General features: G+C 70.3%; 20 protein-coding genes and 1 pseudogene. 2 read left to right on the forward strand and 19 right to left on the reverse strand.

Going from position 1 to position 26653, the window contains the following annotated elements:
* Together D7X96_RS31775 and D7X96_RS31780 are read left to right on the forward strand one after the other, a co-directional pair.
* Positions 1 to 223, forward strand: a pseudogene (locus D7X96_RS31775) (peptidase MA family metallohydrolase); the annotation flags it as partial.
* A gap of 182 nt (positions 224 to 405) precedes the next feature.
* Positions 406 to 948 (forward strand): hypothetical protein, encoded by a 543-nt coding sequence (locus D7X96_RS31780; protein WP_120553228.1) that lies wholly within the window; start codon positions 406 to 408, stop codon positions 946 to 948.
* 327 nt (positions 949 to 1275) lie between these two features.
* Here D7X96_RS31780 and polA read toward each other — a convergent pair whose 3' ends face one another.
* The 19 genes from polA to D7X96_RS31875 all read right to left on the reverse strand — a co-directional run.
* Entirely contained in the window at positions 1276 to 3981 is a 2706-nt protein-coding gene (gene polA, locus D7X96_RS31785; RefSeq protein ID WP_121771448.1) for a DNA polymerase I, read from the reverse strand.
* Positions 3982 to 4040: 59 nt separating this feature from the next.
* Entirely contained in the window at positions 4041 to 6251 is a 2211-nt protein-coding gene (locus tag D7X96_RS31790) for an FHA domain-containing protein (protein WP_121724869.1), read from the reverse strand.
* Between the two features lie 7 nt (positions 6252 to 6258).
* Positions 6259 to 8016 (reverse strand): TadA family conjugal transfer-associated ATPase, encoded by a 1758-nt coding sequence (locus D7X96_RS31795; protein ID WP_120549788.1) that lies wholly within the window; start codon positions 8014 to 8016, stop codon positions 6259 to 6261.
* Positions 8017 to 8164: 148 nt separating this feature from the next.
* Positions 8165 to 9613, reverse strand: a complete 1449-nt coding sequence (locus D7X96_RS31800) for a type II and III secretion system protein family protein (protein WP_120549789.1) — start codon at positions 9611 to 9613, stop codon at positions 8165 to 8167.
* Positions 9614 to 9660: 47 nt separating this feature from the next.
* Positions 9661 to 10197, reverse strand: coding sequence for an A24 family peptidase (locus tag D7X96_RS31805; RefSeq protein WP_120549790.1), 537 nt, complete (start codon positions 10195 to 10197; stop codon positions 9661 to 9663).
* 112 nt (positions 10198 to 10309) lie between these two features.
* Entirely contained in the window at positions 10310 to 11164 is an 855-nt protein-coding gene (locus D7X96_RS31810) for an FHA domain-containing protein (protein ID WP_121723762.1), read from the reverse strand.
* Positions 11165 to 11227: 63 nt separating this feature from the next.
* The gene (locus D7X96_RS31815; RefSeq protein ID WP_121723761.1) at positions 11228 to 13378 is read right to left on the reverse strand and encodes a hypothetical protein; all 2151 of its coding nucleotides are present in this window, start codon (positions 13376 to 13378) and stop codon (positions 11228 to 11230) included.
* 2 nt (positions 13379 to 13380) lie between these two features.
* Positions 13381 to 14910, reverse strand: coding sequence for a YncE family protein (locus tag D7X96_RS31820; protein ID WP_121771449.1), 1530 nt, complete (start codon positions 14908 to 14910; stop codon positions 13381 to 13383).
* Positions 14911 to 15065: 155 nt separating this feature from the next.
* Positions 15066 to 17165 (reverse strand): glycine--tRNA ligase subunit beta, encoded by a 2100-nt coding sequence (gene glyS / locus D7X96_RS31825; RefSeq protein ID WP_121771450.1) that lies wholly within the window; start codon positions 17163 to 17165, stop codon positions 15066 to 15068.
* Positions 17155 to 18147: a glycine--tRNA ligase subunit alpha gene (glyQ, locus tag D7X96_RS31830; RefSeq protein ID WP_120549795.1), complete on the reverse strand. Its 993-nt coding sequence runs from the start codon at positions 18145 to 18147 to the stop codon at positions 17155 to 17157. Before glyQ ends, glyS begins: the two co-directional genes overlap by 11 nt.
* An 89-nt stretch (positions 18148 to 18236) precedes the next feature.
* Complete coding sequence (locus tag D7X96_RS31835) at positions 18237 to 20414, reverse strand: protein kinase domain-containing protein (protein WP_370450200.1); 2178 nt, start codon at positions 20412 to 20414, stop codon at positions 18237 to 18239.
* 185 nt (positions 20415 to 20599) lie between these two features.
* A complete protein-coding gene (locus D7X96_RS31840) occupies positions 20600 to 21388 on the reverse strand; it encodes a nucleotidyltransferase domain-containing protein (RefSeq protein ID WP_199747001.1) in 789 nt (262 codons plus the stop codon).
* On the reverse strand, positions 21385 to 22674 hold the full coding sequence (locus tag D7X96_RS31845; protein WP_120549797.1) for a DNA polymerase beta superfamily protein: 1290 nt from the start codon (positions 22672 to 22674) through the stop codon (positions 21385 to 21387). The genes D7X96_RS31840 and D7X96_RS31845 overlap by 4 nt, the downstream gene beginning before the upstream one ends.
* Positions 22675 to 22738: 64 nt before the next feature.
* Entirely contained in the window at positions 22739 to 23740 is a 1002-nt protein-coding gene (locus D7X96_RS31850; RefSeq protein WP_121771452.1) for a carbohydrate kinase family protein, read from the reverse strand.
* 33 nt (positions 23741 to 23773) lie between these two features.
* Entirely contained in the window at positions 23774 to 24508 is a 735-nt protein-coding gene (gene recO, locus D7X96_RS31855) for a DNA repair protein RecO (RefSeq protein ID WP_120549799.1), read from the reverse strand.
* Between the two features lie 9 nt (positions 24509 to 24517).
* On the reverse strand, positions 24518 to 24904 hold the full coding sequence (locus D7X96_RS31860) for a helix-turn-helix domain-containing protein (RefSeq protein ID WP_120549800.1): 387 nt from the start codon (positions 24902 to 24904) through the stop codon (positions 24518 to 24520).
* A 21-nt stretch (positions 24905 to 24925) separates the two neighbouring features.
* On the reverse strand, positions 24926 to 25684 hold the full coding sequence (gene tgl, locus D7X96_RS31865) for a social motility TPR repeat lipoprotein Tgl (RefSeq protein ID WP_120549801.1): 759 nt from the start codon (positions 25682 to 25684) through the stop codon (positions 24926 to 24928).
* Positions 25685 to 25707: 23 nt separating this feature from the next.
* The gene (locus D7X96_RS31870) at positions 25708 to 26172 is read right to left on the reverse strand and encodes a social motility and stimulation tgl protein (RefSeq protein ID WP_120549802.1); all 465 of its coding nucleotides are present in this window, start codon (positions 26170 to 26172) and stop codon (positions 25708 to 25710) included.
* A gap of 23 nt (positions 26173 to 26195) precedes the next feature.
* On the reverse strand, positions 26196 to 26653 hold a 458-nt coding region (locus D7X96_RS31875; RefSeq protein WP_121771453.1), incomplete at its 5' end, for a hypothetical protein.

Here is a 26653-nt window from a genome sequence, read left to right on the forward strand (position 1 = left end):
CCCCTGGCCGGAGTGGCCCGGCGCCACCACGCCCGTGGCCCCGCCCAATCCGTCCACGCCCAGCCAGCCGGAGGCCCTGGAGGGCGCACCGGAGGCGCTGGAGTCTGGCGCGGGCCGGCCGGAGGACGTGGAGGCGGGCGAGGAGCCGGAGGCGCCCAGCGGCGAGTTCGAGCTCGACGACGAGGCCCCGTCCGGCCGCCCGCCCAAGCCGACGCTCCACTGAGGGGCGCGCCGTGCCCAGGCAGGGAAGGAACTTCCCCTCCTCCCGGCCTTTCAACATCCGCCCCGTAGGATTTACGTCCTCCGCCCTCCCTTCAGGGCAACCCCACTGCCCAAGTGGGCGGATTCATTGGGAACCAGCAACCCTCAGGCGTTGGCAAAGCCCTTGCTAAGTCTTCGTTCGCGATGCGGACGACAACGGACATGGCGGCGGAGCGGGGACGGAAGAAGGCCGGGGCGGCCCGGGTCTTCAGCAAGCAGCCGGAGCGCATCGCGGCGCTGTGGCGGCGGATGCGGCTGGCGGCGCACGAGGGCCAGGGCGTTCCGGGCCCCAGCCTGCTGGACGGACTGGTGGAGCCCTTCGTCCGGGAACTGGGACTGACGCTGGAAGGCGTCGAGTCCAGCCCGTGGAGCCGCACCCGCGCGGTGCTGCGCCTGGCGCCGGAGCGTGGCGCGCGGGCCCTGCACGACGAGTTCGCACTGCTGCGGCGGTGCCTGGTGGACGCCCTGGAGGTGCTGGGCGGTGGGGACGCGGAGCGCCAGCGGATCAACCGCGCGCTCGACGAGGCCGTGGACAGCGCGGTGGCGCTGCTCCAGCGGATGGCGGACCCGAAGGCGGATGGGCCTCGGGTGCCCTTCGGCGGCCTGGTGGTGGAGTACTTCGAGCGGCCGTCCCACGCGCGCCGGGCCCCCATGGGCCGCCGCGACGAGCGGTCCGCGATGCACTGAACGGCGCGCAGGAGGCGCCAGGATTTGGTTGTAACGGTTTGCCGATCCGTCCGGCTTGACACTCCTCAACGAGGAAGGGTCCGGGGGCTGGCGGGAGGGTGCGCTGTCATGGATGGGGGTCCGTGACCGCGCCTTGAGGGTGCGAGTTCCTGCTCGGGGGAGCGGTGAGCCGCACACGGTCGAACGCCGGAACGCGTGGATGGGGGTCCGCGCGCTCCGCCGGTCGGACGGATCGGCATATTTTGTCGGCGGGATTGGGGATGGGGCAGCGGGAGGGCGCCTACGGGGGTGGGCGCTCTCCCGCATTTTTTCGTGCGGTGCTGCGCTTCAGTGCGCGTCCGCCCAGCTCTTCCCAGCGCCCACTTCCACCTTGAGCGGCACCTTCAGCTCGGCGACGGAGGCCATGCTCTTCACGGCCAGGGCCTTCACCGCGTCCACCTCCGCGTCCGGCGCCTCGAAGAGCAGTTCGTCGTGCACCTGGAGCAGCACGCGCGTCTTCAGCTTCTGCTCGCGCAGCGCGGCGTCCACCGCCAGCATGGCCTTCTTCATCAGGTCCGCGGCGGTGCCCTGGATGGGCATGTTGATGGCGGCGCGCTCGGCGGCCTGGGCCACCGCGCGGTTCTTGGAGAGCAGGTCGCCCATCAGGCGGCGGCGGCCGTAGAGCGTCTCCACGTAGCCCACCTTGCGCGCCTTCTCCACGGTGTCCTCCAGGTACTGGCGGATGCCCGCGTACCGGGTGAAGTACCGCTCGATGACGTCGCGCGCGTTCTCCTGGGAGATGCCCAGGCGCGTGGACAGGCCGTGCGCGGACAGGCCGTACGCGATGCCGAAGTTCACCGTCTTCGCCACGCGGCGCTGCTCGCGGTCCACGTCCTTGGGGTCTACGCCGAAGATTTCGGCCGCCGTGCGGCTGTGGATGTCCTCATCGTTGCGGAAGGCCTCGATGAGCACCGGGTCCTCCGCGATGTGCGCCAGGAGCCGCAGCTCAATCTGCGAGTAGTCCGCGCTCACCAGCTGGTGCCCCGCGTCCGCCACGAAGGCGCGGCGGATTTCGCGGCCCACTTCCGTGCGGATGGGGATGTTCTGCAGGTTCGGGTCGGACGAGGACAGCCGGCCCGTGGCGGTGGCCGCCTGGTGGTACGTCGTATGGATGCGCCCGTCCTTCGCCACCAGCGTGGGCAGCGTGTCCAGGTAGGTGCTCTTGAGCTTGGACAGGCCGCGGTACTCGATCAGCGCCCGCGCGAGCACGCTGTTGTGCTCCTCCGCCAGCTTCTCCAGCACCTCCTGATCCGTGGAGGGGCCCGTCTTGCCGCGCTTGAGGATGGGCAGCTTCTGCTCTTCGTAGAGCACCTGCGCCAGCTGCGGGTTGGAGCCCAGGTTGAAGACGTGGCCCGCGGCCTGGTGGCACTCGGCCTCCTTCGCCTTCACCTCCACGTCCACGCGCTCGGACGTGCGGGCCAGCTCCGCCACGTCCAGCTTCACGCCCTCGCGCTCCATGCGCGCGAGCACGGGCAGGATCGGCAGCTCCAGCGTGCGCGCCAGCTCCGCCAGCCCGCCCAGCTCCAGCTCCTTCCACAGCTCCGGCGCCAGCCTGCGCGCCGCGTCCGCGCGCACCGCGTACGCCGCGGCCACCTCCTCCGGCCCGTGGTCCGCCAGCGGCCGGCCCTTCTTGCCGCCCACGGACGCGGGCAGCGCGGGCAGCTCCGAGCGCAGCCGCTCCCGCGCCAGGTCCTCCAGCGCGTGCTCCCGGCGCGACGGGTTGAGCAGGTAGCTCAACAGCTCCACGTCGTCGTGCGCGCCTTCCAGCGTCAGGCCTTCGTTGGCCAGCACCAGCGTGAGCGCCTTGAGGTCGTGGCCGCCCTTCTTCACCGCCGCGTCCGCGAGCACGTCCTTCAGGGCCGCGCTGAAGGCCGCCACCGGCACCTGCGTGGCGCCCAGTTGCTGGTGCCTGAGCGGCACGTAGCGCGTGGAGCCATCCGGCAGCGCCACGCCCAGGCCCACCAGCGGCGCCGCGAAGGGCATGCCCTCATAGGCGGGCACCAGCGTGAGGCTCCCGGCCGCCTTCGCCGCGTCCGCCAGCGTCTTCAGCTCCGCCTCGGTGGTGACCAGCGTGGTGGTGGTGGACAGCGGCGCCACGTCCGGACGGGCCGCGGGCTCCTCCGCGGGCAGGTCGCGCAGCAGCGCGAAGAACTCCAGCTCCGTGAACAGGTCGCGCGCGCGCGTGGCGTCCGGAGCGCGGCGGATGAGGTCCTCCAGCTTCACGCCCAGGGGCAATGCCGTATTGAACGTCACGAGCTGCTTGGCGCGCGTCAGGCTCTCGCGGTGGGACTCCAGCGCCGCGCGGATCTTCGGCTTCTTCACCTCTTCCACGCGCGCGAGCAGCGTCTCCACGTCACCGAACTGGTGGAGCAGCTCCACCGCCGTCTTGTCGCCCACGCCGGGCACCTTGGCGACGTTGTCCACCGCGTCGCCCACCAGGGCCAGGAAGTCGCGCACCTGCCTGGGCAGGATGCCCATCTTCTCCTGCACGTCCGCGATGCCGATGCGCTTGTTCTTCGCGGGGTCGAAGAGGGTGATGTCCTCGTCGACGATCTGCATGAAGTCCTTGTCGCTGGTGACGACCAGGACCTGGTAGCCCTCGGCCTTGGCCTGCATCGCCAGGGTGCCGATGACGTCGTCCGCCTCCCAGCCCTCCGCGTCCAGCGAGGGCAGGTTCAGCACGTCCCCCACCTTGCGGATGAGCGGGAACTGGGGCGTCAGGTCCTCCGGCGGCGCCTTGCGGTTCGCCTTGTACGTGGGGTCGATCTTCTGACGCTCCACGCGGCCGGACTTGTCGAACGCCAGCGCCACGTGCGTGGGCTTCAACTCCTGCAGGGCCTTGAGCACCATGCGGGTGAAGCCCAGCACCGCGTTGGTGGGCACTCCCTTGCTCGTCGTGAGCGGGGGGATGGCGTGGTAGGCGCGGAAGATGAAGCCAGAGGCGTCGAAGAGCGCCAGGCGGCGCTCGGAGCGCGGGGGGCTGGTGTCGGCCATCCCCCGTCCCTAGCGCGCCTCCCGGCCCCTGTCCATGAAGCCCCGCACCGGAAGGCCGCTCAGCGGCACTTCAGCTCGGCCTTCTTCGCCGTCACCTGCTCCGCGATGCCGTCACCCGGCACGGCGTAGTCCTCCACCGCCTGGATGTCCGAGCAGCTGCCCACGTTGTTCAACGCGTTCTGCGCCTGCGTGGAGCAGAAGGCAACCACGCGGTTCAGGTCCGTGTTGCCCTTGTAGAACTCGAAGCCCAGCTTCCAGATGCGGCAGCCGCGGCGGCGGTCCTCGCGGTCCGCGAAGTGCTTGCCGCGCAGGTAGGAGGCGACCGCCATGTCCTGGAAGATGTTCTTCCGGTAGAAGGACAGGTGCGACTCCGCGAGCTCCGCCATGATGCGCTTGTCCGTCGCCAGCGCCTCCCTGAACGGCGCCACCGCGCGCTCCGGGTCCTCGTTGGTGAGCGAGCTCTCGCCCGTCTTGAAGAGCTGATCCACGTTGGACACGTCGCGGATGAGCTCGTCCGCCAGCGAGTGGAACTCCGCCTGGTCCACCTTCGCGCGCAGCTTCTGCAGCGTCGCCATGGACTCGCTGCCGCGGCCGGTCCAGTAGTCGAACATCGCCGCCTGGATGAGCTTGTGCGTGTAGCGCTTGTTGAACATGGCCTTCACCTCGCTGGCCTGATCCACGCCCCCACCCTCCACCTGCAGGATGTCGGACACGGGGCAGGTCCACGGCGCGGCGCCGCGGTCCAGGCGCGTGCGGGCCACGAGGAACTTCACGAACATGGCGTCCTTGGGGCGCCACTCGTTCTTGCGCAGGCCGCCCTCGAGGCGCAGCGTCTGGCCGATGGGCGGCTCCAGGTCCTCCTTGCTCTGCTTCTGGCACCAGACTTCCATGTACTCCTGGCAGCGCGGCACCGCGGCGCCCCACTGCGAGTTGTTCAGGTAGCGCTTGCAGTCGTCCTTCGCGCGCTCCACGAACTGCTCGGCCGTCTCACGCGCCTTGGAGCGGGCGCGGCGGAAGTACTCGCTCTCCTTCGGAATCTTGCGCAGCAGCTCCAGCGCCTGCTTCTCGCGGTTGAGCTCGATGGCCTTCTTCGCGGCCTCGAAGTTGTCGAAGGCTTCCTTCTCCAACTTGATGCGCCGCACGAGGGTGTTCGCCTCGACGTTGATGGGGTCCTGATCCAACGCCTGCTCGCACGCGGCCTCGGCGCGGCCCCAGTCCGGGGCGCCCAGCTCGTTGGAGGCGTAGGAGCGGCACTCGCTGAGCAGCTCCTGCACCTGCTGCGCGGGATCCAACGGCGCGGCCGGCCCGGACTTCTGGGCGTTCTGCGCGGGCCCCACGGACGACTTCACCACCGCCGCCACCGCCAGCAGCGCCACCACGCCGCCCGCGACCACCAGCAGCTTGCGCTTGCTGTCCGCGGCGGGCTCGCCACGGCTGCCGCGACGGGGCGGCACCGCGCCCGTTCCCGGACGCCGCGCGGGCGTGTCGGAGGGCTCGAAGGTCATCTCCACCACGCCGAACTGGAGGACGTCCCCGGCCTGCAGCTCGACGAACTCCTCGCCCAGGATCTCTCCGTTGAGCAGGGTGCCGTTGGCGCTGCCCAGGTCGCGCGCGAGGATGGCGCTGCCTTCGCGCTTCACCTCCGCGTGCTTGCGGCTCACGGAGTCGTCATCCAGGACGACCGCCGCCGGAGGCGCACGGCCCACCAGCAGCGTGCCCTGGATGGGATAGGACTTGCCCGCCCACGGCCCCGTCATGCCCTTGAGCACCGGACCGGAGCCTGCGGCGGCCGCAGCCGCCCCGCCCGCGGGCTGGGGACGCGAGGGCCGCTTCGCCAGCGCGCCCTCCGGCTTCGCGGCGCCGTTCTGGGTGGCCTTGGCGCGGATGCTGGGCATGGCGCGCGTGCCCTTCACGGGCGCGTCCGACAGCGTCGCGGGGTCTCCGGGCGGAGGCGTCTTCGCGCGGCGGCCGCTGGTGCTCCGGCCACCGCCCTTGAGCTTCAGCTCGTAGTCGCCCAACAGCACCTGCGAGCCCGGCATGAGCGCCGTGGGCCCCTCGATGCGCTCGCCGTCCACGAAGGTGCCGTTCTGGCTGCCCCCGTCCTCGACGTAGACCGTGCCGCCCTCCACGTAGATGCGCGCGTGCTGCCGCGACACCCCTCCTTCCGTGAGGACCAGGTCATTGCCCTGCTGGCGGCCAATCTTCAGCTCGCCGGCGATCTCGTGCTCGTGCTCAGTGCCGTCAGGGTGACGGACGACCAGGGTTGCCATGGGCGCGTCAGTCCTCGCGGAAGATACTCATGTTCACGGGGATGCCCTTGCGCTGGAGCTCGTCGTAGAACTTCGGGACGAAGCCCGAAGCCACGTAGCGTCCTCGCACCTTGTGGTCCTCCGTGAAGCCATCCTGCTTGTAATAGAAGATGTCCTGCAGGGTCACGATGTCGACCTCCATGCCGGACACCTCGGTGATGAAGCAGATCTTGCGGGAGCCGTCGGAGAAGCGCGTCTGCTGCACGATGAGGTGCACGGCGCTGGCGATCTGCTCGCGGATGGCCTTCACCGGCAGCTCCATGCCGGACATGAGCACCATCGTCTCCAGCCGGGCAATCGCGTCGCGCGGCGTGTTCGCGTGCAGCGTGGTGAGCGAACCGTCGTGGCCGGTGTTCATGGCCTGGAGCATGTCCAGCGTCTCACCGGAGCGGCACTCGCCCACCACGATGCGGTCCGGCCGCATGCGCAGGCAGTTCTTCACCAGCTCGCGGATGGTGATGGCGCCCTTGCCTTCCAGGTTGGGCGGGCGGCTCTCCAGCTGCACCCAGTGGTCCTGCGGCAGCTGAAGCTCCGCCGCGTCCTCCACCGTGATGATGCGCTCACCCTCCGGGATGAAGGAGCTGATGATGTTCAGCGTCGTCGTCTTCCCGGAGCCCGTGCCGCCGGAGATGACGATGTTGCGCCGGGCCGTCACGCACATCTCCAGGAACTCCGCCATCTGCGCGGTGACCGTCTTGTATTTGATCAGGTCCTGGATCTTCAGCGCGTCCTTCTTGAACTTGCGGATGGTGATGCAGGGGCCCTTGAGCGCCAGCGGCGGGATGATGGCGTTCACGCGGCTGCCGTCCTTGAGGCGCGCGTCCACCAGCGGGCTGGACTCGTCGATGCGGCGGCCAATGGGCGCCACGATGCGCTCGATGACGCCGAGCACCGCCTGGTTGGAGGAGAACGTCTTCTCCGACAGGGTCAGCTTGCCCTTGCGCTCGATGTAGATCTGGTTGGCGTGGTTCACCATGATCTCGCTGATCTCTTCCGACGCGAGGAACGCCTCCAGGGGCCCCAGGCCCAGCGCCTCGTTGATGACGTCGGTGAGCAGCTCCTCCCGGTCCACGTCCCCGGGAAGCTCCTGGTCCGCCTCCATCTGGTCGATGATGTCCCGGATGGCCTTTTCGGTGCGGCGCCAGAGCTCCTCGTCCCCGAGCCGGTCCATGTCCATGCGACGCAGGTCCAGGTACTCGATGAGCCGGTCGTGGATCTCCTTCTGGAGCCGCGAGTAGCGCTCCAGCCGGGGGTCCACCTTGCGCTTGTTCTTGGCCATGGCCGCGGCCATGGACGCCGGCATGCGGCTGGGAGCGGCGGCGGCGGGCGCGGGCGCCTCCTCCTCCTCGTAGGGCTCCTCCTCCTCGTAGGCCTCTTCCTCCTCGTAGGCCTCCTCGCCCTGCTCCTCGTCGTAGCCCTCGTCCACGGGCTCGTCCGGCAGCGGCTCCACGTTGAGGATGTAGTCGCCGATGGAGACCTGGTCGGTCGGCTTGAGCACCATGGGCCCGGCGATCTTCTTGCCGTTCACGAAGGTGCCGTTCGTGGACTTCATGTCCACGATGATGAAGCGGCCGTCCTTTTCGACGATGCGGGAGTGGGTCTTGGAGACGTTCCCCTTGGCGAGCACGATGTCGTTGCCGGCAATCCGGCCGATCGTGATCTCGTTCTTGGGGTACTCCCGCTGCTCCGACCCGCCACCCTTCTCCGTCAGCGTGATGAGAAACATGAGGCGGGATGCTACCAAGCCCTCCTACGACCTCAAAGACTCCTGCGACGCTCGCCCGCCTGCTGCCCGGAAACGAACGGGCCGGCACCCTCCCCTCTGAAGCGGGGACGGAGCCGGCCCGGATGAGACGCGACGGCGCGGAAGGCCGTCAGTCGAAGATGTTGAAGTTCACCTCGGAGCGGGCCTGCTTGTAGCGGGTCTTCACGTCCTCGATGATGCTGCGGACCTTGTCCGAGTCCGGGTTCACGATGCGCGGGGTGACGAAGATCACCAGCTCGCGCTTGGTGGAGTCGAACGCGCGGTTCTTGAACAGCTCGCCCACGATGGGGATGTGACCCAGGCCCGGCAGCTTCGCGACGGCCTTCTGCTCGTCGTGGCTGAACACGCCGGACAGCACGATGGTCTCACCGTGGCGCACGGTGACGTTCGTCTTGACCTTGCGGGTGCGGAAGCCCGGGATGGCGGACGAACCACCGAAGGACACGGACACGGAGGTGTCGATTTCAGAGGCCTCCGCCTCCACCTCCGTCTGGATGTTGCCGTTGCGGTCCGCGGTGGGGCGGATGTTCAGGATGACGCCGTAGGGCTTGTACTCCACCGTGAACTGCGTGTTGGTGATGAGGGGGATGGGCACCTCGCCGCCGGCCAGGAACTCCGCCTTCTCACCGCTGGCGCACACCAGCTTGGGCTGCGCCAGCAGGCGGCCGTAGCCGTCGTTGGCCTGGAAGCCAATGCTCAGGTCGGACCCGCCGTTCGCGCCCATGATGAGGGTGGAGACGGCGTCGCCGCCCGGCAGCAGCGCCTTGTTCAGCGCGACGTTGGCGGTCAGCGAACCGGTGATGTCCGTGGGGTACTTGATGCCGTAGCGGTCGCGGCTGTTGCGGCGGATTTCGACGAACTGGACCTCGGAGAGGATCATCCGCTTGATGCCGACGACGAGCAGGTTCTCCACCTTCTCACCGATGGCCTTGGTGATCAGCTCCGCCTTCTGGAGGTCCTGCTGGCTCTCCACGGAGCCCTCCAGGAAGATGGTCGCGCCCACCACGTTGGCCTGCACGTTCTTCAGGCCCGCCTTCTGGAAGGCCGCGTTCAGGTTCTGCGCCACCAGCTTCTTGGCGTTGGGGGCGATCTTCACGAACGACTTCACGTTCGGGTACAGGCTCACCACCTGCTCGATGCGGTCCGCGTCCTGCGTGGTGTAGGCCTGACCGTCCAGGTAGATGCGGTCGCCCACCATGCGCACGGAGACGCCTTCGATTTCGCCCAGCAGGCGCTTGATCTCGGAGATGACCTCGTTGGGGTCCTGCTTGCGGACCGTCACCAGGTAGCTGATGCGCTGACCGGAGGACTTCCAGACGAGCAGCGTCGTCTTGCCCTCCTGGTTGCCGGTGACGAGCAGCTGGCCGGTGCCCAGCGTCTTCACCTCGGCGATGGACGGATCACCCAGCGCGACGCGGCTGAGGCCGGGAATGGTGAGCACCTTCTGGGTACCCACGCCCAGGCTGACGGAGCTGCCCTCCTGGGCCTGCGCGGGGGCACTGGCCACCAGGGTGACGAGGGCGCCGAGCGCCAGGGCTTGCGTGAAGCGAGTGGACATCGTGTGAATCCCCTTCTTGCGTGCGCGCGCCCGGACGACGAAGCGCGCTATCCCAGATGTTGTTGCTGCCACCACATGGCCCAGAAAGTCCCGAGCGCGATGGAGACGCCGTAGGGGATGTGTCGCACGGGAGCGGGAGAGGTTTCCTCGCGCATCCATTTCATCCGCACCGCCCAGCGACGGGCCACCGCCGCCAGCGTGTCCCAGACGGCCCCCTGCCACAGCAGCGTGACGATGGCCTGAAGCGCGCCCACCAGCGAGATGAAGGCCGCCGCCGACAGCACCGTGGGAAAGCCCAGCACGCAGCCCACGCCCGCCATCAGCTTGACGTCACCCCACCCCATGCGCCCGCGCAGCGCACCCGGCACCAGCAAGAGCGCGAGTCCCGCGCCCGCCAGCACCCCGCTCACCAGCCCCGACTCCAGCCCGCCCACCCCTTCGGACACGCCACGCACCCCGAGCCCCAGCACGATGAGCGGATAGGTCACGGCGTTCGGGATGAGCCGGCGCAGCACGTCGGTCACCACCGAGATCACCAGGGCCACTCCCAGAATCGTCCACAGCGCGAGCTGAACAGGTGTCATTCGGCACCTGCTCCCATGGGGAGCAGGCGACCCCCATCAAACAATGGAGGCCCCAAGCCCGTCAATTCCTGAACAAGGCCATTGCACCGTGGGGCCCTGCGTCATCCCGGCGTCAGTGGATGACGAGGCGGATCTTCTCGCTGCAGATGAAGTACTCGTCCCCGTCTTCAACCTTGCGGCGCTTGATGCGCTGCTTGTTGAACCAGGTCCCGTTCGAGGAGCCGAGGTCCTCGATGTAGAAGTCGCCGCCGTCGCGGGCGATGACGGCGTGCTCGCGGGACACCTTGCCGGAGTTGATGACGAAGTCGCAGTGCTTGCCGCGTCCGATGACGTAGCGGTCCTTGACGATCTTCTCCTGCTCGCCGGACTCCGTGACGAGGTAGAGCGCGGCGCCCTCCTCCTCGTCCGGCTCCTCCATGGCCTCTTCCTCCTCGGCCTCTTCCGGAGGTTCGTCCTGCATGTCGTCGAGCGGCGGCTCCTCCTGCTCGGGCAGGGGCTCCTCCTCGTCCTCGATCATGTCGTCCGCGGAGGGCGGGGGCGGCTCGTTCTTGCCCTTGATGAGCCGCTCCAGCTCCGCGGCCGTCTCCAGGACGCGCTCGGCGACCTCGCGGCGCACCGGATCATTGTCCAGGCCGTTGGAGGACGGGCGCTCCTCGGGGGCGTTGCGAGCGGCGGGACGCGCGGCCGGCGCGGGGGCCAGCACTGGCGGACCGCCCTTGGCCGCGGCGGCCGGGGGCGCTGCGGCGGCCGCACGCGCGGCGGGCGCGGGGGACGGCACCGCCGCCACGGCGGGCTCGCCCTTCGTCTTCACGTCGATGAAGCCGTTGAGACGCGCGAACATGAACAGCGCCTGATTGATGAGCGCGTCGCGATCCGACCCCATCTGCTGGGCCATCTCTTCGTACGTCTCCCACAGGTGCTCGGCGATGCCGACCTTGCGTGCGGGACGGGAGTTCTGATCGATCATCGTTCTTGGCTCGGGAAATGCTGGACCTGGGGGACGATAACAGAGCCGGCCGGGCGCGCCCAGTTACTGGAAGGCCCGGAGGTACGTGAGGTTGGGCACGTTGTCGGTGATCTGCTCCAGGGCCACCTGGAGCACGCCGTCCGCGGAGGGATACGCGAGGAAGGCCAGGCTGGAGCCATCCACCTCCGTGGCCACCACCGAAGCAGGCAGGGTGTAGACCGCCAGGTTGCTCGTCGAGCTGGTGTCCACCCGGAAGTTGAAGCGGCGGAAGCGCGGCTGGAGGACGACCAGATAGCGGTCCCCCGGCACCAGCCGGCTCTGCGTGCCGAGCGTCGGCGTCAGGGTGAGCGTCAACGGCCCGGGCACGTATTTCGTGGGCGACCGCGGCGGGTCCAGGCCCAGGTCGAAGCCGTCCGGGTGGTAGTAGTAGTCCAGGAAGGTCGCGGCCGTGTACGGCTCGTTCACGTCCAGCCGCTGCACATAGCCGTCCGCGTTCTCGTCGCCCGCGTACAGCACGTAGGGCTTCACGTTGGGGCCGGCGCGCACGGTGAAGAGCGGGTACGAGGCGCAGGGCTCGATGGCGGTGACGAGCTCCGGGTCGGACAGGTCCGGGTAGATGCGCGTGAGGCCATTGCCCTGGTCCTCCAGGCGCAGGACCGGGATGACCGCCGGGCAGGCGCCCGCGTTGTTCGCGAGCACGATGGAGTCTCCGGGCACCACCCCGCGGGCCGTCGCCAGGGTCGTCTCCACGAGCAGCGGCGGATCCTCCTGGGTCAGGTCGCGCGACAGGCCCACCAGCCCGGGCAGCACGCCCTGGTACACGAAGCGGTAGGCCCCGCCAGGCACCGTCCCGTTGCAGAGGAACGCCGTGGCGTTGGTGGCCTCCACCTGGGGGCAGCCCGGCTCCGACGCGATGATGCCCGGGAACTGGTCCGAGCGCGCCGCCTCGCTGCTGTCGCGCAGCTCCGCGGTCACCGACGCGTCCAGCGGCGTCGTGGGGGAGCTGCGGTCCAGGTTGAACTGGCGCCGCTCGTCCGCGCGGAACAGGGTGATGTCCCCGCTGGAGGACGGCACGATGCCCAGCAGCGGAACGGAGGTGAGGTACGCCACGCCGTCCGACAGGAACTCGCGGACCTCCAGGCCCGTGCGCAGCGTGAGGCCCGTGGGCAGGCCGCCCGGAGGCCGCAGGGTCAGCATGGGCGCGCCGGTGACGTCCCGGGCGAGCACCGGCGCCGCGGACGGCGCGGCCGGATCCGGCCCGTTGTCGAGCGCGATGACGCCCTCGCAGTCCAGCGTGTTGCACGTCAGCTCATCCAGCACCGCGAACACGTAGCGGCCCGCGGGCTCGGTGACCGTTTCCGACACCTTGTAGCTGGGGTGCGTGACGAGCAGCCGCGCCGGGATGTCCACCAGGTCCGTGTAGTCGGGCACCGTGAAGGGCCGCGGCCGGGGGCGCTTGTAGGGGATCTCCACGGAGGCCCCGTCCGCGGTGACGCGCACCAGCCGGCTGGTGCCGGACACGTTGCGGATGGCCACCACCAGCGAGTCCGTCACGTCGGCCCGCGCGGGCAGCGTGATCATGGACATCACCGTGTCCGCGGGCTTGAGGCAGAAGACGGGCAGCGCGGGCGGCAGCGCGGCCGCGTCGAAGCCGTCCGGTCCGGGCAGGTCCTGGCGCATCACCACCCCGCCACCGAAGGGGCCGCACAGCTGCTCGGCGGCCTCCGGGCGGGTCTGGAGCGCGTAGTACAGGACGCTCGGCGCGCCCTCCGCCACCGGGGCGTGCGCGGCGAAGGCGGTGATGAGCTGCCCGGTGGACAGGCGCGTCACCTCGGTGAGGCGCTCGCGCGCCGAGGCCACCACGGAGATGTCGCGGCCCCCGGAGCTGCGCGCGTAGATGTACGGGCCGGACACGTCGTTGCCGCTGGCGTCGTAGCCCACGTCGCGGGTGAGCGAGTCGGGCCGCGCGATGACGGGGATGGCCAGCGGCTCCAGCGGGTTGGGCGCGGGGATGAACTCGCGCGGTGAGCGCGTCAAATCCAGCACGCGCAGCTCATCCCGGTCCTGGGAGGTGACGAAGACGAGCTGGTTGGCGAGCACCACGTCGTACGTGCCGGACAGGCCGGCCGCTCCCGCCGTGGAGGTGGTGTCGGAGCAGGCGAGCGCGAAGCTCGCGCCGCTCAGCAACAGGGCAGCAAGGAAGCCGCGCTTCAAGGTCAGTTCTCCTGGCACACGCTGGTGCCCTGGTTCGGATCGCGCTGCTGCTGCGTTCCCAATTTCGCCACCACCCTCGCGTCCTGGGGACGCGCGAGGTCGGGGATGTCCACGATGGACACCTGGCCGTCACCGAAGTTGGTGACGAACAGCCGCGCCGCGTTGATGCCGGCCGGGTTGTCCACCGTCAGCCCGAAGGCCTGCGAGGGGTTGCTGGTCTGGTTCTGGTCGTTGACGAGCGGCACCTGCGCCACGACCTGGCCAATGGCCTCGTCGTAGAGGGACAGCGCGCTGTCGCCGGTGCTCGTCACCGCGAGGATGTTGGAGTTCGCGGCGGGAGTCCCCGGCGTGCGGGAGATGAGCTGCATGTCGCTCACGCCGTCGGGCATGGGCACCGCGGAGACGACGCGGAAGAAGGGCTGGGTGGCGGCGCCGCCCGGCACAGCGTCGTACTCGAAGTCGATGGTGAGCAGCGTGTCCGGGCCGCGCGCCAGCATGTAGAGCCGCTCGCGCACGAAGTTCGGACGCGCCGCCAGCTCCTCCGCCGTCACCGGCCGGGGCACCACGCGCGCCGCGCGCGCCTCGCGGATGAAGAACACCGACTGCAGCGAGGGCTCCAGGAGCGTGCTGGGGTTGTTCTTGTCCACCAGCCGCAGCACGAAGTTGCCGCCCACCGTGCCGCTGACGCCGGCCACGAAGTTGCGGCCCGTCACGTAGAGGTAGCCCGCGCCCACCGTCACGGAGTCCGAGCCGCCGTAGGCGTAGCCCGCGGGCGACAGGGGGATGAACCCCAGCGTGTCGCGCGTGGGGTTGTCCAGCTTCACCGTGGCCAGGTAGTTCTCGAAGTTGCTGCTGGACTTCGCGGGCGAGTCCGCCGCCTCCGAGTGCGTCACGTACAGGTTGCCGCTCGCCTCATCCACCGTCACGCCAATGGGCGACGGAGCGCGAGGCAGGCCCGCGCGGCCCTCGTCACTGAGGGACGCCGGGATGTCGTCCGTGAGCGACAGCGCGCCGTTGCGGCAGTCCACGCCGCCCTGCACGCAGGTGAGCACGGGCGCGCCGTTGGACTCCAGGCTGACGTCCACCGAGTGCAGGTTGTTGCCCTCCGCGCGCGAGGGCACGAACAGGCGCGGCAACCCGGTGGCCGGGTTCACCCACATGCCCAGCTCGCCCGCGAAGCTGCGGATCTGCACCAGGGACTCGTCCGCGGACGCCAGGTCCTCGAAGGCGAGCGAGTTGTCCGGGAGCGCGCTGCCCAGGTGGGGCAGCGTGACCGTCTGCCCGTCCACCTGCGTGCTCAGCGTGTTCAGGTTCAGCGCGACCACTGAACCGGAGTCGTAGCAGTTGTCGAAGTTGGCGTTCGCGACGAACAGGTAGCCGTTGCTCGCCGCCGGGCCCCCCGCCGACGGAGGGCGCCAGAACGCCACCCCGCTGGGGTACACGAAGCGGGTGGACGGAGGCGGGTTCGGTTCGGATTCAATCGAACACGCCCCGAGGAGCAGCAGCGCGGGAGTCAGGAAGTGGAGGCGCATCAGAGGGGGGCGGAGTGTAGGAACGCGGCCCTGCCCCGGGCAACTGAATAGGGCTGTCGCTATTCCCGGCCGCCCTCCCGCCGACATCCGCCCCCGCCCGGAAGGCGTGCTCCGCTCCCCTGGAGGGGGGGCGGGCACGCTCCGGGGGTGAAGCATCAGGCCTCGGCCTGGATCTTGGAAAAGTCCGCCACCTGGTTGAACAGGGCGCCAATCTCCGTGAGGAACCGGATGCGGTTTTCCCGCAGGTCCTTGTCCTCGGCCATCACCATCACCTTGTCGAAGAAGGTGTCCACGGCGGGCTTCAGGCCGGTGATCTCCTTCAGCGCGCCGGCGAAGTCGTCCGCGCGCACGCGCTCGCCCACCTTGTCGCGCGCCTGGGTGAAGGCGGTGTGGAGGTTCTTTTCCGGCTCGTCCGTGAAGCGCTGCGGGTTGGTCTGCCCGCCGGACACGTCCTTGCCCTGCTTCTCCACGATGTTGACCACGCGCTTGAACGCCGCCGCCAGCGGCTGGAAGTCCGAGTGGCCCACGAGCACGCTCAGGGCCTCCAGGCGCTTCTTCGCCGCCACCAGGTCGTCGAAGCCCACGGCCAGCACCGCCTCCACGACGTCGGTGCGGTGCTGCTCGCCCCACAGCGCCTTGAGGCGGCCGCGGAAGAACTCCAGCACCTGCTCGCGCGGGGCCGCTTCCCCCGGCTTGCGCTTCACGTTGGCCAGCTTGGGGGCCAGCAGGCGCAGCGCCTCATCCACCGCGGCGGACAGGCTGAAGCGGTAGCCCCGCCCCAGCACGATGCGGATGATGGACAGGCACGCGCGGCGCAGCGCGAACGGATCCGCCGCGCCGGACGGCGCCTTGCCAATGGCGAAGATGCCGCACAGCGAGTCCAGCCGGTCCGCGAGGCCGATGAGCGCGCCCGCGTCCTGGGACGGCAGCGCGTCCTCGGCGCCACGGGGCAGGTAGTGCTCGAAGATGGCCAGCGCCACGGCGTCGGGCTCGCCGCCCGCCTTCGCGTACTCGCGGCCCATCACGCCCTGGAGCTCCGGGAACTCGCCCACCATGCCGGTGACGAGGTCCGCCTTGGACAGCGTGGCGGCGCGCTCCACCGTGGCCGCCTCCCCTGCCCTGCCGGTGGCCTGGGCCAGCCAGCCCGCCAGCGCGCGGAAGCGCTCCACCTTCTCCAGGTACGTGCCCAGCTGGCCCTGCCACACCACGCGGCCCAGCTTCTCCACGCGGTCCGCCAGCGGCGTGCGGCGGTCCTCGTCGAAGAAGAAGCGCCCGTCCGCGAGCCGCGCCGCCAGCACGCGCTGGTAGCCGCGCAGGGACAGCTGCTCGTCGCGCACCGGCGTGTTGGACACGGCGATGAAGCGCGGCAGGAGCTTCCCCTTCGCGTCCGTCAGGGAGAAGTAGCGCTGGTGGCTCTTCATCTCCTGCACCAGGACCTCCGGCGGCAGGTCCAGGTGGCGCTCCTCGAAGCTGCCCACCACGGGGCTCGGCAGCTCCACCAGGTTCGTCACCTGGTCCACCAGGCCCTCGTCCTCCAGCAGCCGGGCGCCCGCCGAAGCGGCGGCGGCGTTCACCTTGCGCAGCAGCTCCGCGCGGCGCTTCGCGACGTCCGCCACCACGTGCGCCTTCTCCAGCGCGGCCTCGTAGTCCGAGGGCGCCTTCAGTGTGATGGCGCCCGGCGCGAGGAAGCGGTGGCCGTAGGTCGTGCGGCCCGCCTTCACGTCGCCCAGCACCACCGGCAGCTCCGTGTCGCCCAGGAGCGCCACCAGCCACTGCACCGGGCGCGCGAAGGCCGTGTCCACGTCACCCCAGCGCATGGACTTCTTGAAGCTGATGCCGTGCACCGCCGCGTGCGCCGCGTCCTGGAGGATGGCCTCCGCCGGACGGCCCTTCTCCTCCACGCGCGCGGAGAGGTACTCGCCCTTGGCCGTGGTGGTGCGCCCGAGCGCGTCCACGGACAGCTTGAGGCTTTCGGCGAACTTCTCCGCGGCCTTGGTGGGCTTGCCCTGCGCGTCGAAGGCGGCCTTGGCGCTGGGGCCCAGCACCTCCTTCGTGATGTCCTCGCCCGCGTCCGCCACGTCGCGGACCAGGACGGCCAGCCGGCGCGGCGTGCCGAACGTGCGCACCTCGCCGTGCTTCAGGCGGGCGTCGGCCATGCGCTCGGTGAGCACGCGCTTCAGGTCCTCCATCGCGGGGATGATGAACGACGCCGGGATCTCCTCGGCACCGACCTCCAGGAGCAGATCACGCGCCACGGGACACCTCCGCCTTCTCCTTCTTCTCCACCGGCTTGTTGAGCTGCACCGTCTTCCAGTAGTCGCTGGCGGGCTTGCCCTCCAGCACCGGCGGCTGCTCGCCCACGGTCCACGGCGTCTTCGTCAGCGGGTAGCCCAGCCGCTCGCGCATCTGCAGGTAGCCCTCCGCGCACAGGCGCGCGTTGTCACGCACGCGCTTGATGAAGTTGGCGCGCTCGGTGACGGAGATGGCGCCGCGCGCGTCCAGCAGGTTGAACGTGTGCGAGCACTTCAGCGCGTAGTCATACGCGGGGATGGGCAGGTGGCGCTCGATGAGCCGCTTGCACTCCTTCTCGTACGCGTCGAACATCGAGAAGAGCATCTGCGGATCGGACTCGTGGAGGGCGTACTTGCTCATCTCCACTTCGTTCGCGTGGAACACCTCGCGGTACTTCACGCCCTTGACCCACTCGATGTCGTAGACGTTCTCCACGTTCTGCAGGTTCATCATCAGGCGCTCGAGCCCGTACGTCAGCTCCGCGGACACGGGGCGGCAATCGAAGCCGCCGCACTGCTGGAAGTAGGTGAACTGCGTCACCTCCATCCCGTCGCACCACACCTCCCAGCCCAGGCCCCAGGCGCCCAGCGTGGGGGACTCCCAGTCGTCCTCGACGAAGCGGATGTCGTGCTCCAGGGGATCCAGCCCCACCTTCCGCAGCGACTCCAGGTACAGCTCCTGGACGTTCTTGGGCGCGGGCTTGAGGATGACCTGGAACTGGTGGTGCTGGAACAGGCGGTTCGGGTTCTCACCGAACCGGCCGTCGGCGGGGCGCCGCGAGGGCTGCACGTAGGCGACATTCCAGGGCTCGGGACCGAGCGCGCGCAGGAACGTGTACGGGGCCATCGTGCCCGCGCCGACTTCCGTGTCGTACGACTGGGTGACGATGCATCCCTGGTCGGCCCAGTGCTTCTGGAGCGTGAGGATGAGGTCCTGGAAATACATGTTGGCGAGTCCTTCTCGCAGTGCGTCGAAGGCGAAGGCGGAACGCGGCGGACCCTAGTGAGGGGGTCCAGGAGCGTCAAGGACGGCAGTCAGTCCGCGTAGGCCGGGAGGTCGGCCAGTCGAATCTGCAGCTTCGTCACCTCGCCGGGACGGATGGGAGCGGACAACAGCTTGCTCGTTCCGCCGGGGTCCTGCGGGTCCACCACGCGCAGACGGTAGGTGCCCACGGGCAGCGGGAACTTCGTCAGGGGAGACGTGCCCAGCTGCGTGGCACCGTCAAAGACCGCCGCGTTCCTCGGCACCGTGTAGAGCGTCAGCCAACCCAGGCCCGCCTTCGCCGCGCCGTGCGTGGTGGAGGTGTCGAGCACCTCGGGGTTCTCTTCCTGGGTGACGGTCGTGACGGGCTCCGGGGCCCGCTCCGAGGGCTCGGGCTTCTTCGCCGGGCGCGGCTCGGCCTTCGCCACCGCGGGCGCGTCCGTCGAGGCGGCGGTCACGGTGCCGGGCTTCGGCTTGCGGCCGCCCTTGCCCGCGGGCGCCTTCTTCGTGTCGACCGGCGTGGCCTCCACCACCGGTTCAGGCGTGGGCGGCTCGGGCTCCGGGGCCTTCTCGGGCTCGGGGGACTTCTGGGCGAAGCCCGGCGGAGGCCCGGAGGGCTTCGGCGGCCACTGCCCGTTCGCGGCGGGATCCTCGGGCGGCGGCGGATCCAGCTCCGCCTTCACCCACTGCTTCGCGGACTCATACGCGGGCATGAACACGCGGCGCACGGGTTCGAGCGTCGCCAGGTAGCCCACGCCGCCCAGGAGGAGCAGCAGCAGGAGCCGCATGCCCCAGCCGGAGCCCTCGCGCGCGGGCGCGGCCTTGGGGGGCGGCGGCGCCTCGGCGACGTCCTCCTCCGCCTGCCTCGCGGGGCGCGCGGTGCCTCGCACCGGACGGGTCCGGAAACGCTGCGTCTGGAGCTCGCTGGGGGGATTCAGCAGCTCGCCGTCCTGCGCCTGGGCCTGGGCCTCGGCGGGCTCGGGTCGGGCGGTGGGACGGGCTCGCGAGGGCCGCACGGCGTCCGCGGGAGGACGCACCACCCGGGGCGCGGGCGCCGCGTCCGAGCCCGAGGGCCGCTGGGCTCGCGGCGTCACCGCCGGCGTGTTCAGGCGCGAGGCACGGGCTTCGGCGGCGTCCGTGGCGGGACGCGGGGTCGCGCGTGGGGCGGTCGCCGCGGACTCGGTCGCGGTGCGGCGGACAGGCGTGGGCTTGAAGGATGCCGCGACGTCCGCGTGCGGAGACTTCACCTGCGCGGTGGCCGCGGAGGCGGACTGATCCGTCCCTTCCTCCACCTGGAGCGCGCCGGCGGCCTCGCTGACGCGGGCATCCTCGGCGCGGCTGGCCAGCTCCAGGAGCGTGCGCGTCTTCTGGCGCTTCTCCTCGAAGAGCTCGCCCATGACGGCGGTCATCTGGTCTTCGTCGAAGACCTCGGAGCCCAGCGTGGCCTCGATGGCGCGCGCCATCTCCCGGCACGTGCCGAAGCGCTGGGTGGCGTCGCGCTGCAGCGCCTTGAGCACCACCGCTTCCAGGGCCTCCGGCACGGCCGCGTTGAGCGAGCGCGGCGCGGGGATGTCCCCGTCCACGATCTGCATCATCACGGCGGCCTCGCCCGGGGCGTTGAACAGGCGCTGTCCGGCCAGCAGCTCATGGAGCATCACGCCCGCGGAGAACTGGTCGCTGCGGCCATCCAGGTCCTTGTTGCGCACCTGCTCCGGGGACATGTAGCCGCTGGTCCCCTTCACGGTGCCCACCTGGGTGCGGCCCAGCTTGCCGCGCGCCTTGGCGATGCCGAAGTCGATCACCTTCACGACGCCGTCGTAGGTGATCATCACGTTCTTCGGGGACACGTCGCGGTGCACCACCGCCACGGGGCGGCCCGACGGATCCATGAAGTGGTGGGCGTAGTGCAGGCCCAGGCACGTGTCGCGCATCACGCGCGCGGTGAAGCCCAGCGGCAGCGCGTACTTGCGCCGCTCCGCCATCTTCACCACCTGCTCCAGGTTCTGGCCGGGCAGGAACTCCATGGCGAGGTACAGCTCGCCGTCCTCCTCGCCCAGGTCGAACACCTGTCCGATGTTCGCGTGCGAGAAGGCCGCGGTGATGCGCGCCTCGTCGAGGAACATCTTGACGAACTGGTCGTCCTTCTTGATGTCCGGGAGGATCTGCTTCACCGCCACGAACTTGCGGAAGCCACCCGGGCCGGAAGTGAAGGCGAGGAACAGCTCCGCCATCCCTCCCATCGAGAGTCGAGTGAGAATCTCGTACTTTCCGATGCGCCGCCCCCGGTCGGGATCGTCTCCGGCGCCACCCTGCATGCTCATGGCGGGGCGGATGTTACCCGCCACGCCCTCCCAGGTCGATGCTTGTCTTTCCAGCCAGGCGCCCTCCCCGCCATCCGGAGCCCGGTGAAAGCGGATTAGGCACCAAACCGCCGGCGCCGCACGTCGAGCATCCAGCCCTCCAGCGCGGCCACGGCCTCCGGTTGTGGCTCCAGAGGCAACACGGAGGCCTCATCCGCCGCGTCGAGCACCTCGAAGGCGCGCGTCACCTCCCGCCGCCACTGCTCGCCGAGCGCGTCGTCCAGCTCGATGTGCTCCCCGTTCCGCTTGCGCTCCACCAGCGCGCGGGCCTGACCAAAGCCATACGGCTCCAGGAGGACGGTGACGTCCGTCTCCACTTCGCCCGTGCGCAGCGCATGCGTCCCGGTGAGCGTGGTGCGCAGCACGTACAGCAGCTTCTTCACGGACTTGAAGCCGCTCTTCTCCCACTCGCGCAGCTGCCCGTACGCGAAGCCGCGGTAGTGCCGGTGGATGCGCCGCGACAGCGTGGCCCGCACCAACGGCCGCAGCGACTCCAGCTCCGGCAGGGCGCGCACGGTGATGGCGCCCAGCACCCGCTCGATGTAGTTGCCATTGCCCTGGAGGATGCCCAGCAGCACCGGCTGCAGCTCGTTGGACGAGTAGTCCACCTCCACGCCCTCCAGCACCTCCATCCGCTCCGCCGTCACGTGCCGGGGCTGGAGTCCGAGGAGCGCGGCGGTGGGCGCGATGTGGATGCACTTGAGGTCCAGGTCGCTGTCATGCGACGGGAAGCCGTACGCATGCGCGCCGGACAGCGAGACGACCAGGTGCTCGCGCTTGAGGGACTCGGCGTCCAGCACGCGGTCCGCCATCCGTTCCTGATGCTCCGTCACCTTGCCCTTCATTCCGTCCCTCCTTCCAGCGCCGGAGCCTCCGGCGCGTCACGGCCCAGCGGTCCCGGCGTCTTCGACACCCAGCGCCGCGCCACTTCCTCTCCCACGCGCCGCAGCAGCCGGTCCGCGCGGGCGTAGTCCGGATGCTCCGGCAACCGGCTCTCCCGGTGCGCGGCCTCCAGCGCGGGCGCCATCGCCTCGGCGTCGCGCAGCACGTCCTCCAGTGGCACCTGCCCGCCCTTGATGTCGAGCAGCCGCGCCTTCAACGCCCCCGTCGCCTCGAAGGTCGGCACGCCGTCGCGCAGCCAGCCTGTCGCCAGCGCCACCAGCCGCAGCAGGTTGTAGGCGTTCTTCGGCCGCAGCTCCCGGGCTGACGGAGGGCGCTGACCACCACCGCGCGCGTACGCCGAGAGCGCCGCGAAGTCATTCGCCGCGAGCAGCCCCTGGTCCCAGAGCGAGCGGTAGAGCTGCTTGACGTACGTCTTCGCCGCGAGCACCGCGTCCTCCCGCGTGGGCGCGGCGCGAGGCGACACCGCGGCCAGGCGGCGGGCCACCTCGTCCAGGTCCGGCGTGGGCTCCTCGCACAGCCACTCGAGGAGCAGATCGCGGTGCTCCGCCAGCCGCTGGCTGCGGGTGAGCTTGTCGAGCTGGCTCATCGCATAGCGCCCGAAGCTGCCGAAGATGGCCTTGGAGACGAAGGCCTCGCGCGCCTCCAGCACCCACGTGCCCAGCTCGTCCCCCGCCGTCGCGCCGGGGACGAAGAGGGTCTCCAGCGTGTTCGGATCCGCGCGCAGCGCCTGCTCCACCGTCTTGCGGACCTCCCAGTACGTGGTGCTGCCGTCCGCGCTCACCAGGTCCTGCGGCGGCTGGGCCAGGCCCAGCGTCCACGGCAGGGGCAGCGCGAACACGCCGCGCACGTCCACGTCGGAGCGCTCATCGGCGAGCCCCCAGGCATGACTGCCCACGCGCGTCTCCAGCACCACGCACGGACGCAGCGCGCTCCAGGCCGCCTCGCGCCGCTGGGCGAACTGCACCTGTCCCGTGCGCCGGGGCACCAGCTCATCGCGCGCGAACCAGACCTCGCCCACGCCGACGATCTGCACGTCGAAGCCGCCGTCATGCGCGCGCACCACCCGGCCCACCACGCCCTGGGGGATGCGGCGGCCCCCGGAGGCCACGCGCTCCACGCGCGTCGTGACCTCGGTGCCGTGCGGCAGGGGCACCGACAGCCGGTCGATCTGCTCCAGACCCCGGACCCGCGCCGGAGCGGAAGAAGACGTCTCTCGGGTGTCACTCATCGGTCCCTCCTGGATGGAGCTGCTGGGCCACGCAGGACGCAGCGAAGCACGTGGGCCTGACCCGTCAGCGCGCGATGCGTCGCGCGGGCAACAGCCCTTCGACCTCGGAAGCCATGGGCAGCGCCGCCACCGCGCCCAGCCGCGTCACCACCCGCGCGCCCACGCCCGCCGCGAAGGTCATCAGCGCCAACAAATCCTCGCGCGTCGCCGCCTCCAGCGAGCGCGCGGCGCCAAACCAGCGCACCAGCCCGCTCAACATCGCGGACACGAAGCCGTCCCCGGCGCCCGTCGTGTCCACCACCGTCACCTGGGGCGCGGGAACAGAGAGGACCTCGCCCTGCCAGAGGAACACCGCCCCGCGAAGGCCCAGCGTCACCACCGGCAGCCGCACGCCCTTCGCGGCCAGGACGTGCAGGGCCGCCTCGGGCGAGTGCTCGCCGGTCGCGAAGTGGATCTCCTCCTCGGACAGCTTCACCACCGTGCACAGCGGGAGCATGCGGCCCAGCAGGACGCGCAACTCCTCCGGCTGCGTCCACATGTGCAGCCGCAGGTTCGGATCACAACTCACCAGCATTCCGGCCTCGCGGGCCAGGGTGAGCATGCGCACCATGGCCTCGCGCGCCTCCGGCAGGAGCAGCGAGTTGGAGCCGCAGTGCAGCGCCTTCGCCCGCCGCACGAAGCCAGCGTCCACGTCCGAGCCATCCAGCAGGAACTCCGCCGAACGCGTCCGGAAGTACGTGAAGCTGCGCTCGCCGTGCGCGTCCAGCGAGACGAACAACAGCCCCGTGCGCGCGTGGTCCACCTGGCGCAGGCGGCTCACGTCCACGCCGTCCGCCGCCAGCCGGTCGCGCAGGAAGTGGCCGAACTCGTCGGAGCCCACCACGCCCACCATCGCCGAGCGCAGGCCCAGCCGAGAAAGCCCCACGGAGACGTTGGCCGGTGAGCCCCCGGGCGATGGCTTCCAGGCCTCCACGTCGCGCACGCGCGTGGCGCCACCCGCCACGGGGAGGAAGTCCACCAGCGTCTCGCCGACACACACCACGTCCAGCGGTCCGGCTTCATGCATGACGACCTCCCCCTGAGGACCGCGCGCTGCCCGTCAGTCCAGGCCCACCTGCGCCATGAACTCCACGCTCTTGAGCTTGCGGCCCAGGTGGTGCGCGATGAAGACGTTGAGCAGCCCGCGAGCCCGGGCACGCAGGTCCGCGGGCAGCGGCGTGCGCGCCCCTTCCTGGAGCGAGCGCAGGCCCGACAGCAGCGCCACCGGCACCGCCACCGAGTCCCGTGCGCGTCCGCCACACGGCTCGCACACCGCGCCCCCATGGCCCTGATCGAACCGGGGCCGCTCGCCGGGCAGGCCGCCGCAGAGCGAGCAGGAGTCGAAGCGCGGCATCAGTCCCGCCTGGGCCAGCGCCGCCAGCTCGAACGCGAGCAGCGACGTGGGGCCGGCCTCCTTCGCGTCCAGCCGGTGCAGGTAGCCCTCCACCAGCTCGAACAGCTCCGGGTGCGGCTCATGGTCGCGCGTGAGCTCGCGGCACAGCTCCACCGCGTAGAGCGCCCGGGCGATGAGCGACAGGTCCTCGCGCGCGCCATAGAAGCCCGCGACGATGTCCGCCGAGTCCAACCGCACCGTGCTGCCGCGCGTCTCCACGAGCTGCACGCGCAGCCGCATGAACGGCTCCAGCGCCCCCGCGAAGCGCCGCTTGCTCTTGCGCGCCCCCGCGGCGAACGCGGTCAGCTTGCCGTGCTCACGCGTGAGCAGCGTCACCATCCGGTCGGACTCACCGTAGTCGACCGTGGACAGCACGAACGCGTCGTCGGCGTACCGCTCCATGATCCCTCTTCAACGCGCGGCGGGGGGCGGAAGCTTCCCGGACAGCACCAGGAACAGGCCCGCGCCCAGGAGCACGACCGCCAGCAGCACGGCCAGGATGAGGTACGCCCGCTTGCGCCGCGCCTTCTCGAGCTGCGCCGGCGATGGCGCGGGCACCGCCCGGTCCACCTCCTCGTAGCGCAGCGCCGCTTCCTCCGGCGACAGGCCGATGACCTGCGCGTACGCGCGGATGTAGTTCAGCACGAACACGCGCTCGGGCAGCCGCTCCACCTGCCCCGCCTCCAGCGCCGCGACGAGGCTGGGGGGTATCTTCGTCTCCCGGGAGACGTCCTCGCGCGACAGGCCGCGCAACTCGCGCTGCTGGCTGAGGTATTTGCCGAAGTCGACGTGGTCCACGGTCTTTTCGGGGCCCCGCGGCTAGAGGTGGTCCAGCAGTGAGCGGCAGTCGTCCTTGAGGTCCTGCTCGTTGGGCTGGGCCTTGGCCTCGCAGGCCGCGAACGCCTTCTTCGCCTCGTCCGCCCGCCCGAGCTTCGCCTGACACACGCCTTCACGGCGGTAGGCGTCCGCCACGTCCGGGCACTTCTCACGGTAGTTGCCGAACTGCCGGCACGCGTCCTCCGTCTTGCCCGTCTCGTCGTAGATGATGCCCAGATTCTTGTAGCCCAGGCAGAACTCCGGGTTGGTGGTGATGGCGGCCTTGATGTTCTGCACCGCGTTCACCGTGTCGCCCTTCTTGTACAGCGCCCAGCCCAGGTTCCCCTGCGCGGAGAAGCCGTAGCGGTACTGCATGTCGTTGAGCGACTGTTCGTAGAGCTTGATGGCCTCGTCGTAGCGTCCCTGGTCCAGGCGCAGGTTGCCCAGGTTGGTGCGCGCGTCGGAGAAGGTCGGCCGCAGCTTCAGCGCCTTCTCGTAGTGGGACGACGCCTCGTCCAGCCGCCGGAAGGACAGGTGCAGCAGGAGCGCCATCGCGTTGTGCGCCTCCGGGTTGTCCGGGTTCTGATCCAGCGCCTTCTGGTACTCCGCGAGCGCGTCCTGCACGTGGCCGTGCTGCTGGGCCTGCACGCCCAGGTCGTAGTGGATCTCCGAGCTCCGGCGCTCATTCTCCGTGGGGACGTGCGCGCAGCCCGCCGACGCGAGCGCGAACGCGAGGAAGCAGGAGGAAGTGATGCGGGACATGGGTGCCAATCCGGGGTGGAGGGTCAGAACGCGGCCAGGAAACGGCCCAGGGTGGTGGCGACGTTGCGCTTCTCTTCGGCGCGGGCCTTCACGGCGGGCACGAGCGTGGGCTCCCGGAAGAACACGGGCAGCGTCTTCAGCCACTCGTCCTGCTGCGCGGGGGCCGCGGCGCGCCAGTTCGCGTTGTCCATCATGAAGCCCAGCGACTCCACGAACGCGAGCGCGTCGTCCTCGTCCTCGCGCAGCTCGTCCGCGGACTGGATGCGCCGGCCGGACACGTACACCGCGCAGTCACCCGCCTCCACGAGGTACAGGTACACGAAGACGCCCGCGCCCTGCCCGCCCCGCAGCCCCACCACGAAGGCCTGCGCGGGCCCGGCCTGCTTGCCGGGAATGGCCACGTGCGGCGTGTTGAGGGACAGGTGCAGCGCGAGCACCTGGTCGCGATTCGCGGGAAGGCCCCGGTAGCGCTCGTCGATGGTGAACACCGTTGTCTCCCTTCCCGCGCACCCTAGCGGGTGGTGAGGGTGAACTCCTCGGTCGCGTCCTGCGCGTCCGCAGCCGTCTTCTGGAAGCGGATGAGGGGCGTGTCAATCATCACGTTGCCACCGCCCTCGTTGCCCTCGCCGATGATCACCTTGAAGACGTTCCCGGAGGACGTGCTGCGGCGGCTGCCCGTGCTCTGCTTGCGGGCAATCAGCGTCACCGCGTTCGCGCCGGGACGCAACTGGCTGGTGATGTCCATCACCACCTGGTCCTCGTTGTTGCGCAAACGACGCAGCCAGCGCGAGTTCACGTACACGTCGATGTCGAAGTCCGTCATGCCCGGCGTCGTCTGCTCCGTCACCAGCCAGTAGCGCTGGGTGATGCGCCCCGGCGAGGCCGCGGGCGTGGCGGGAGCCGCCGGCGCGGGGGCCGGCGCGACGACGCCCGCGTCCGGAACCGCGGCGGCCGGGGGCGGCGTGGCGG

The organism is Corallococcus interemptor (assembly GCF_003668875.1).
In the GTDB taxonomy this organism is placed as follows: Bacteria; Myxococcota; Myxococcia; order Myxococcales; family Myxococcaceae; genus Corallococcus; species Corallococcus interemptor.

Bases quoted from the DNA above. Each gene is read 5' to 3' on its own strand.
- D7X96_RS31780 (WP_120553228.1), top strand. From the start codon at position 406: ATGCGGACGACAACGGACATGGCGGCGGAGCGGGGACGGAAGAAGGCC.
- polA (WP_121771448.1), bottom strand. From the start codon at position 3,981: ATGGCCGACACCAGCCCCCCGCGCTCCGAGCGCCGCCTGGCGCTCTTC.
- D7X96_RS31790 (WP_121724869.1), bottom strand. From the start codon at position 6,251: ATGGCAACCCTGGTCGTCCGTCACCCTGACGGCACTGAGCACGAGCAC.
- D7X96_RS31795 (WP_120549788.1), bottom strand. From the start codon at position 8,016: ATGTTTCTCATCACGCTGACGGAGAAGGGTGGCGGGTCGGAGCAGCGG.
- D7X96_RS31800 (WP_120549789.1), bottom strand. From the start codon at position 9,613: ATGTCCACTCGCTTCACGCAAGCCCTGGCGCTCGGCGCCCTCGTCACC.
- D7X96_RS31805 (WP_120549790.1), bottom strand. From the start codon at position 10,197: ATGACACCTGTTCAGCTCGCGCTGTGGACGATTCTGGGAGTGGCCCTG.
- D7X96_RS31810 (WP_121723762.1), bottom strand. From the start codon at position 11,164: ATGATCGATCAGAACTCCCGTCCCGCACGCAAGGTCGGCATCGCCGAG.
- D7X96_RS31820 (WP_121771449.1), bottom strand. From the start codon at position 14,910: ATGCGCCTCCACTTCCTGACTCCCGCGCTGCTGCTCCTCGGGGCGTGT.
- glyQ (WP_120549795.1), bottom strand. From the start codon at position 18,147: ATGTATTTCCAGGACCTCATCCTCACGCTCCAGAAGCACTGGGCCGAC.
- D7X96_RS31835 (WP_370450200.1), bottom strand. From the start codon at position 20,414: ATGGCGGAGCTGTTCCTCGCCTTCACTTCCGGCCCGGGTGGCTTCCGC.
- D7X96_RS31840 (WP_199747001.1), bottom strand. From the start codon at position 21,388: ATGAAGGGCAAGGTGACGGAGCATCAGGAACGGATGGCGGACCGCGTG.
- D7X96_RS31845 (WP_120549797.1), bottom strand. From the start codon at position 22,674: ATGAGTGACACCCGAGAGACGTCTTCTTCCGCTCCGGCGCGGGTCCGG.
- D7X96_RS31850 (WP_121771452.1), bottom strand. From the start codon at position 23,740: ATGCATGAAGCCGGACCGCTGGACGTGGTGTGTGTCGGCGAGACGCTG.
- recO (WP_120549799.1), bottom strand. From the start codon at position 24,508: ATGGAGCGGTACGCCGACGACGCGTTCGTGCTGTCCACGGTCGACTAC.
- tgl (WP_120549801.1), bottom strand. From the start codon at position 25,684: ATGTCCCGCATCACTTCCTCCTGCTTCCTCGCGTTCGCGCTCGCGTCG.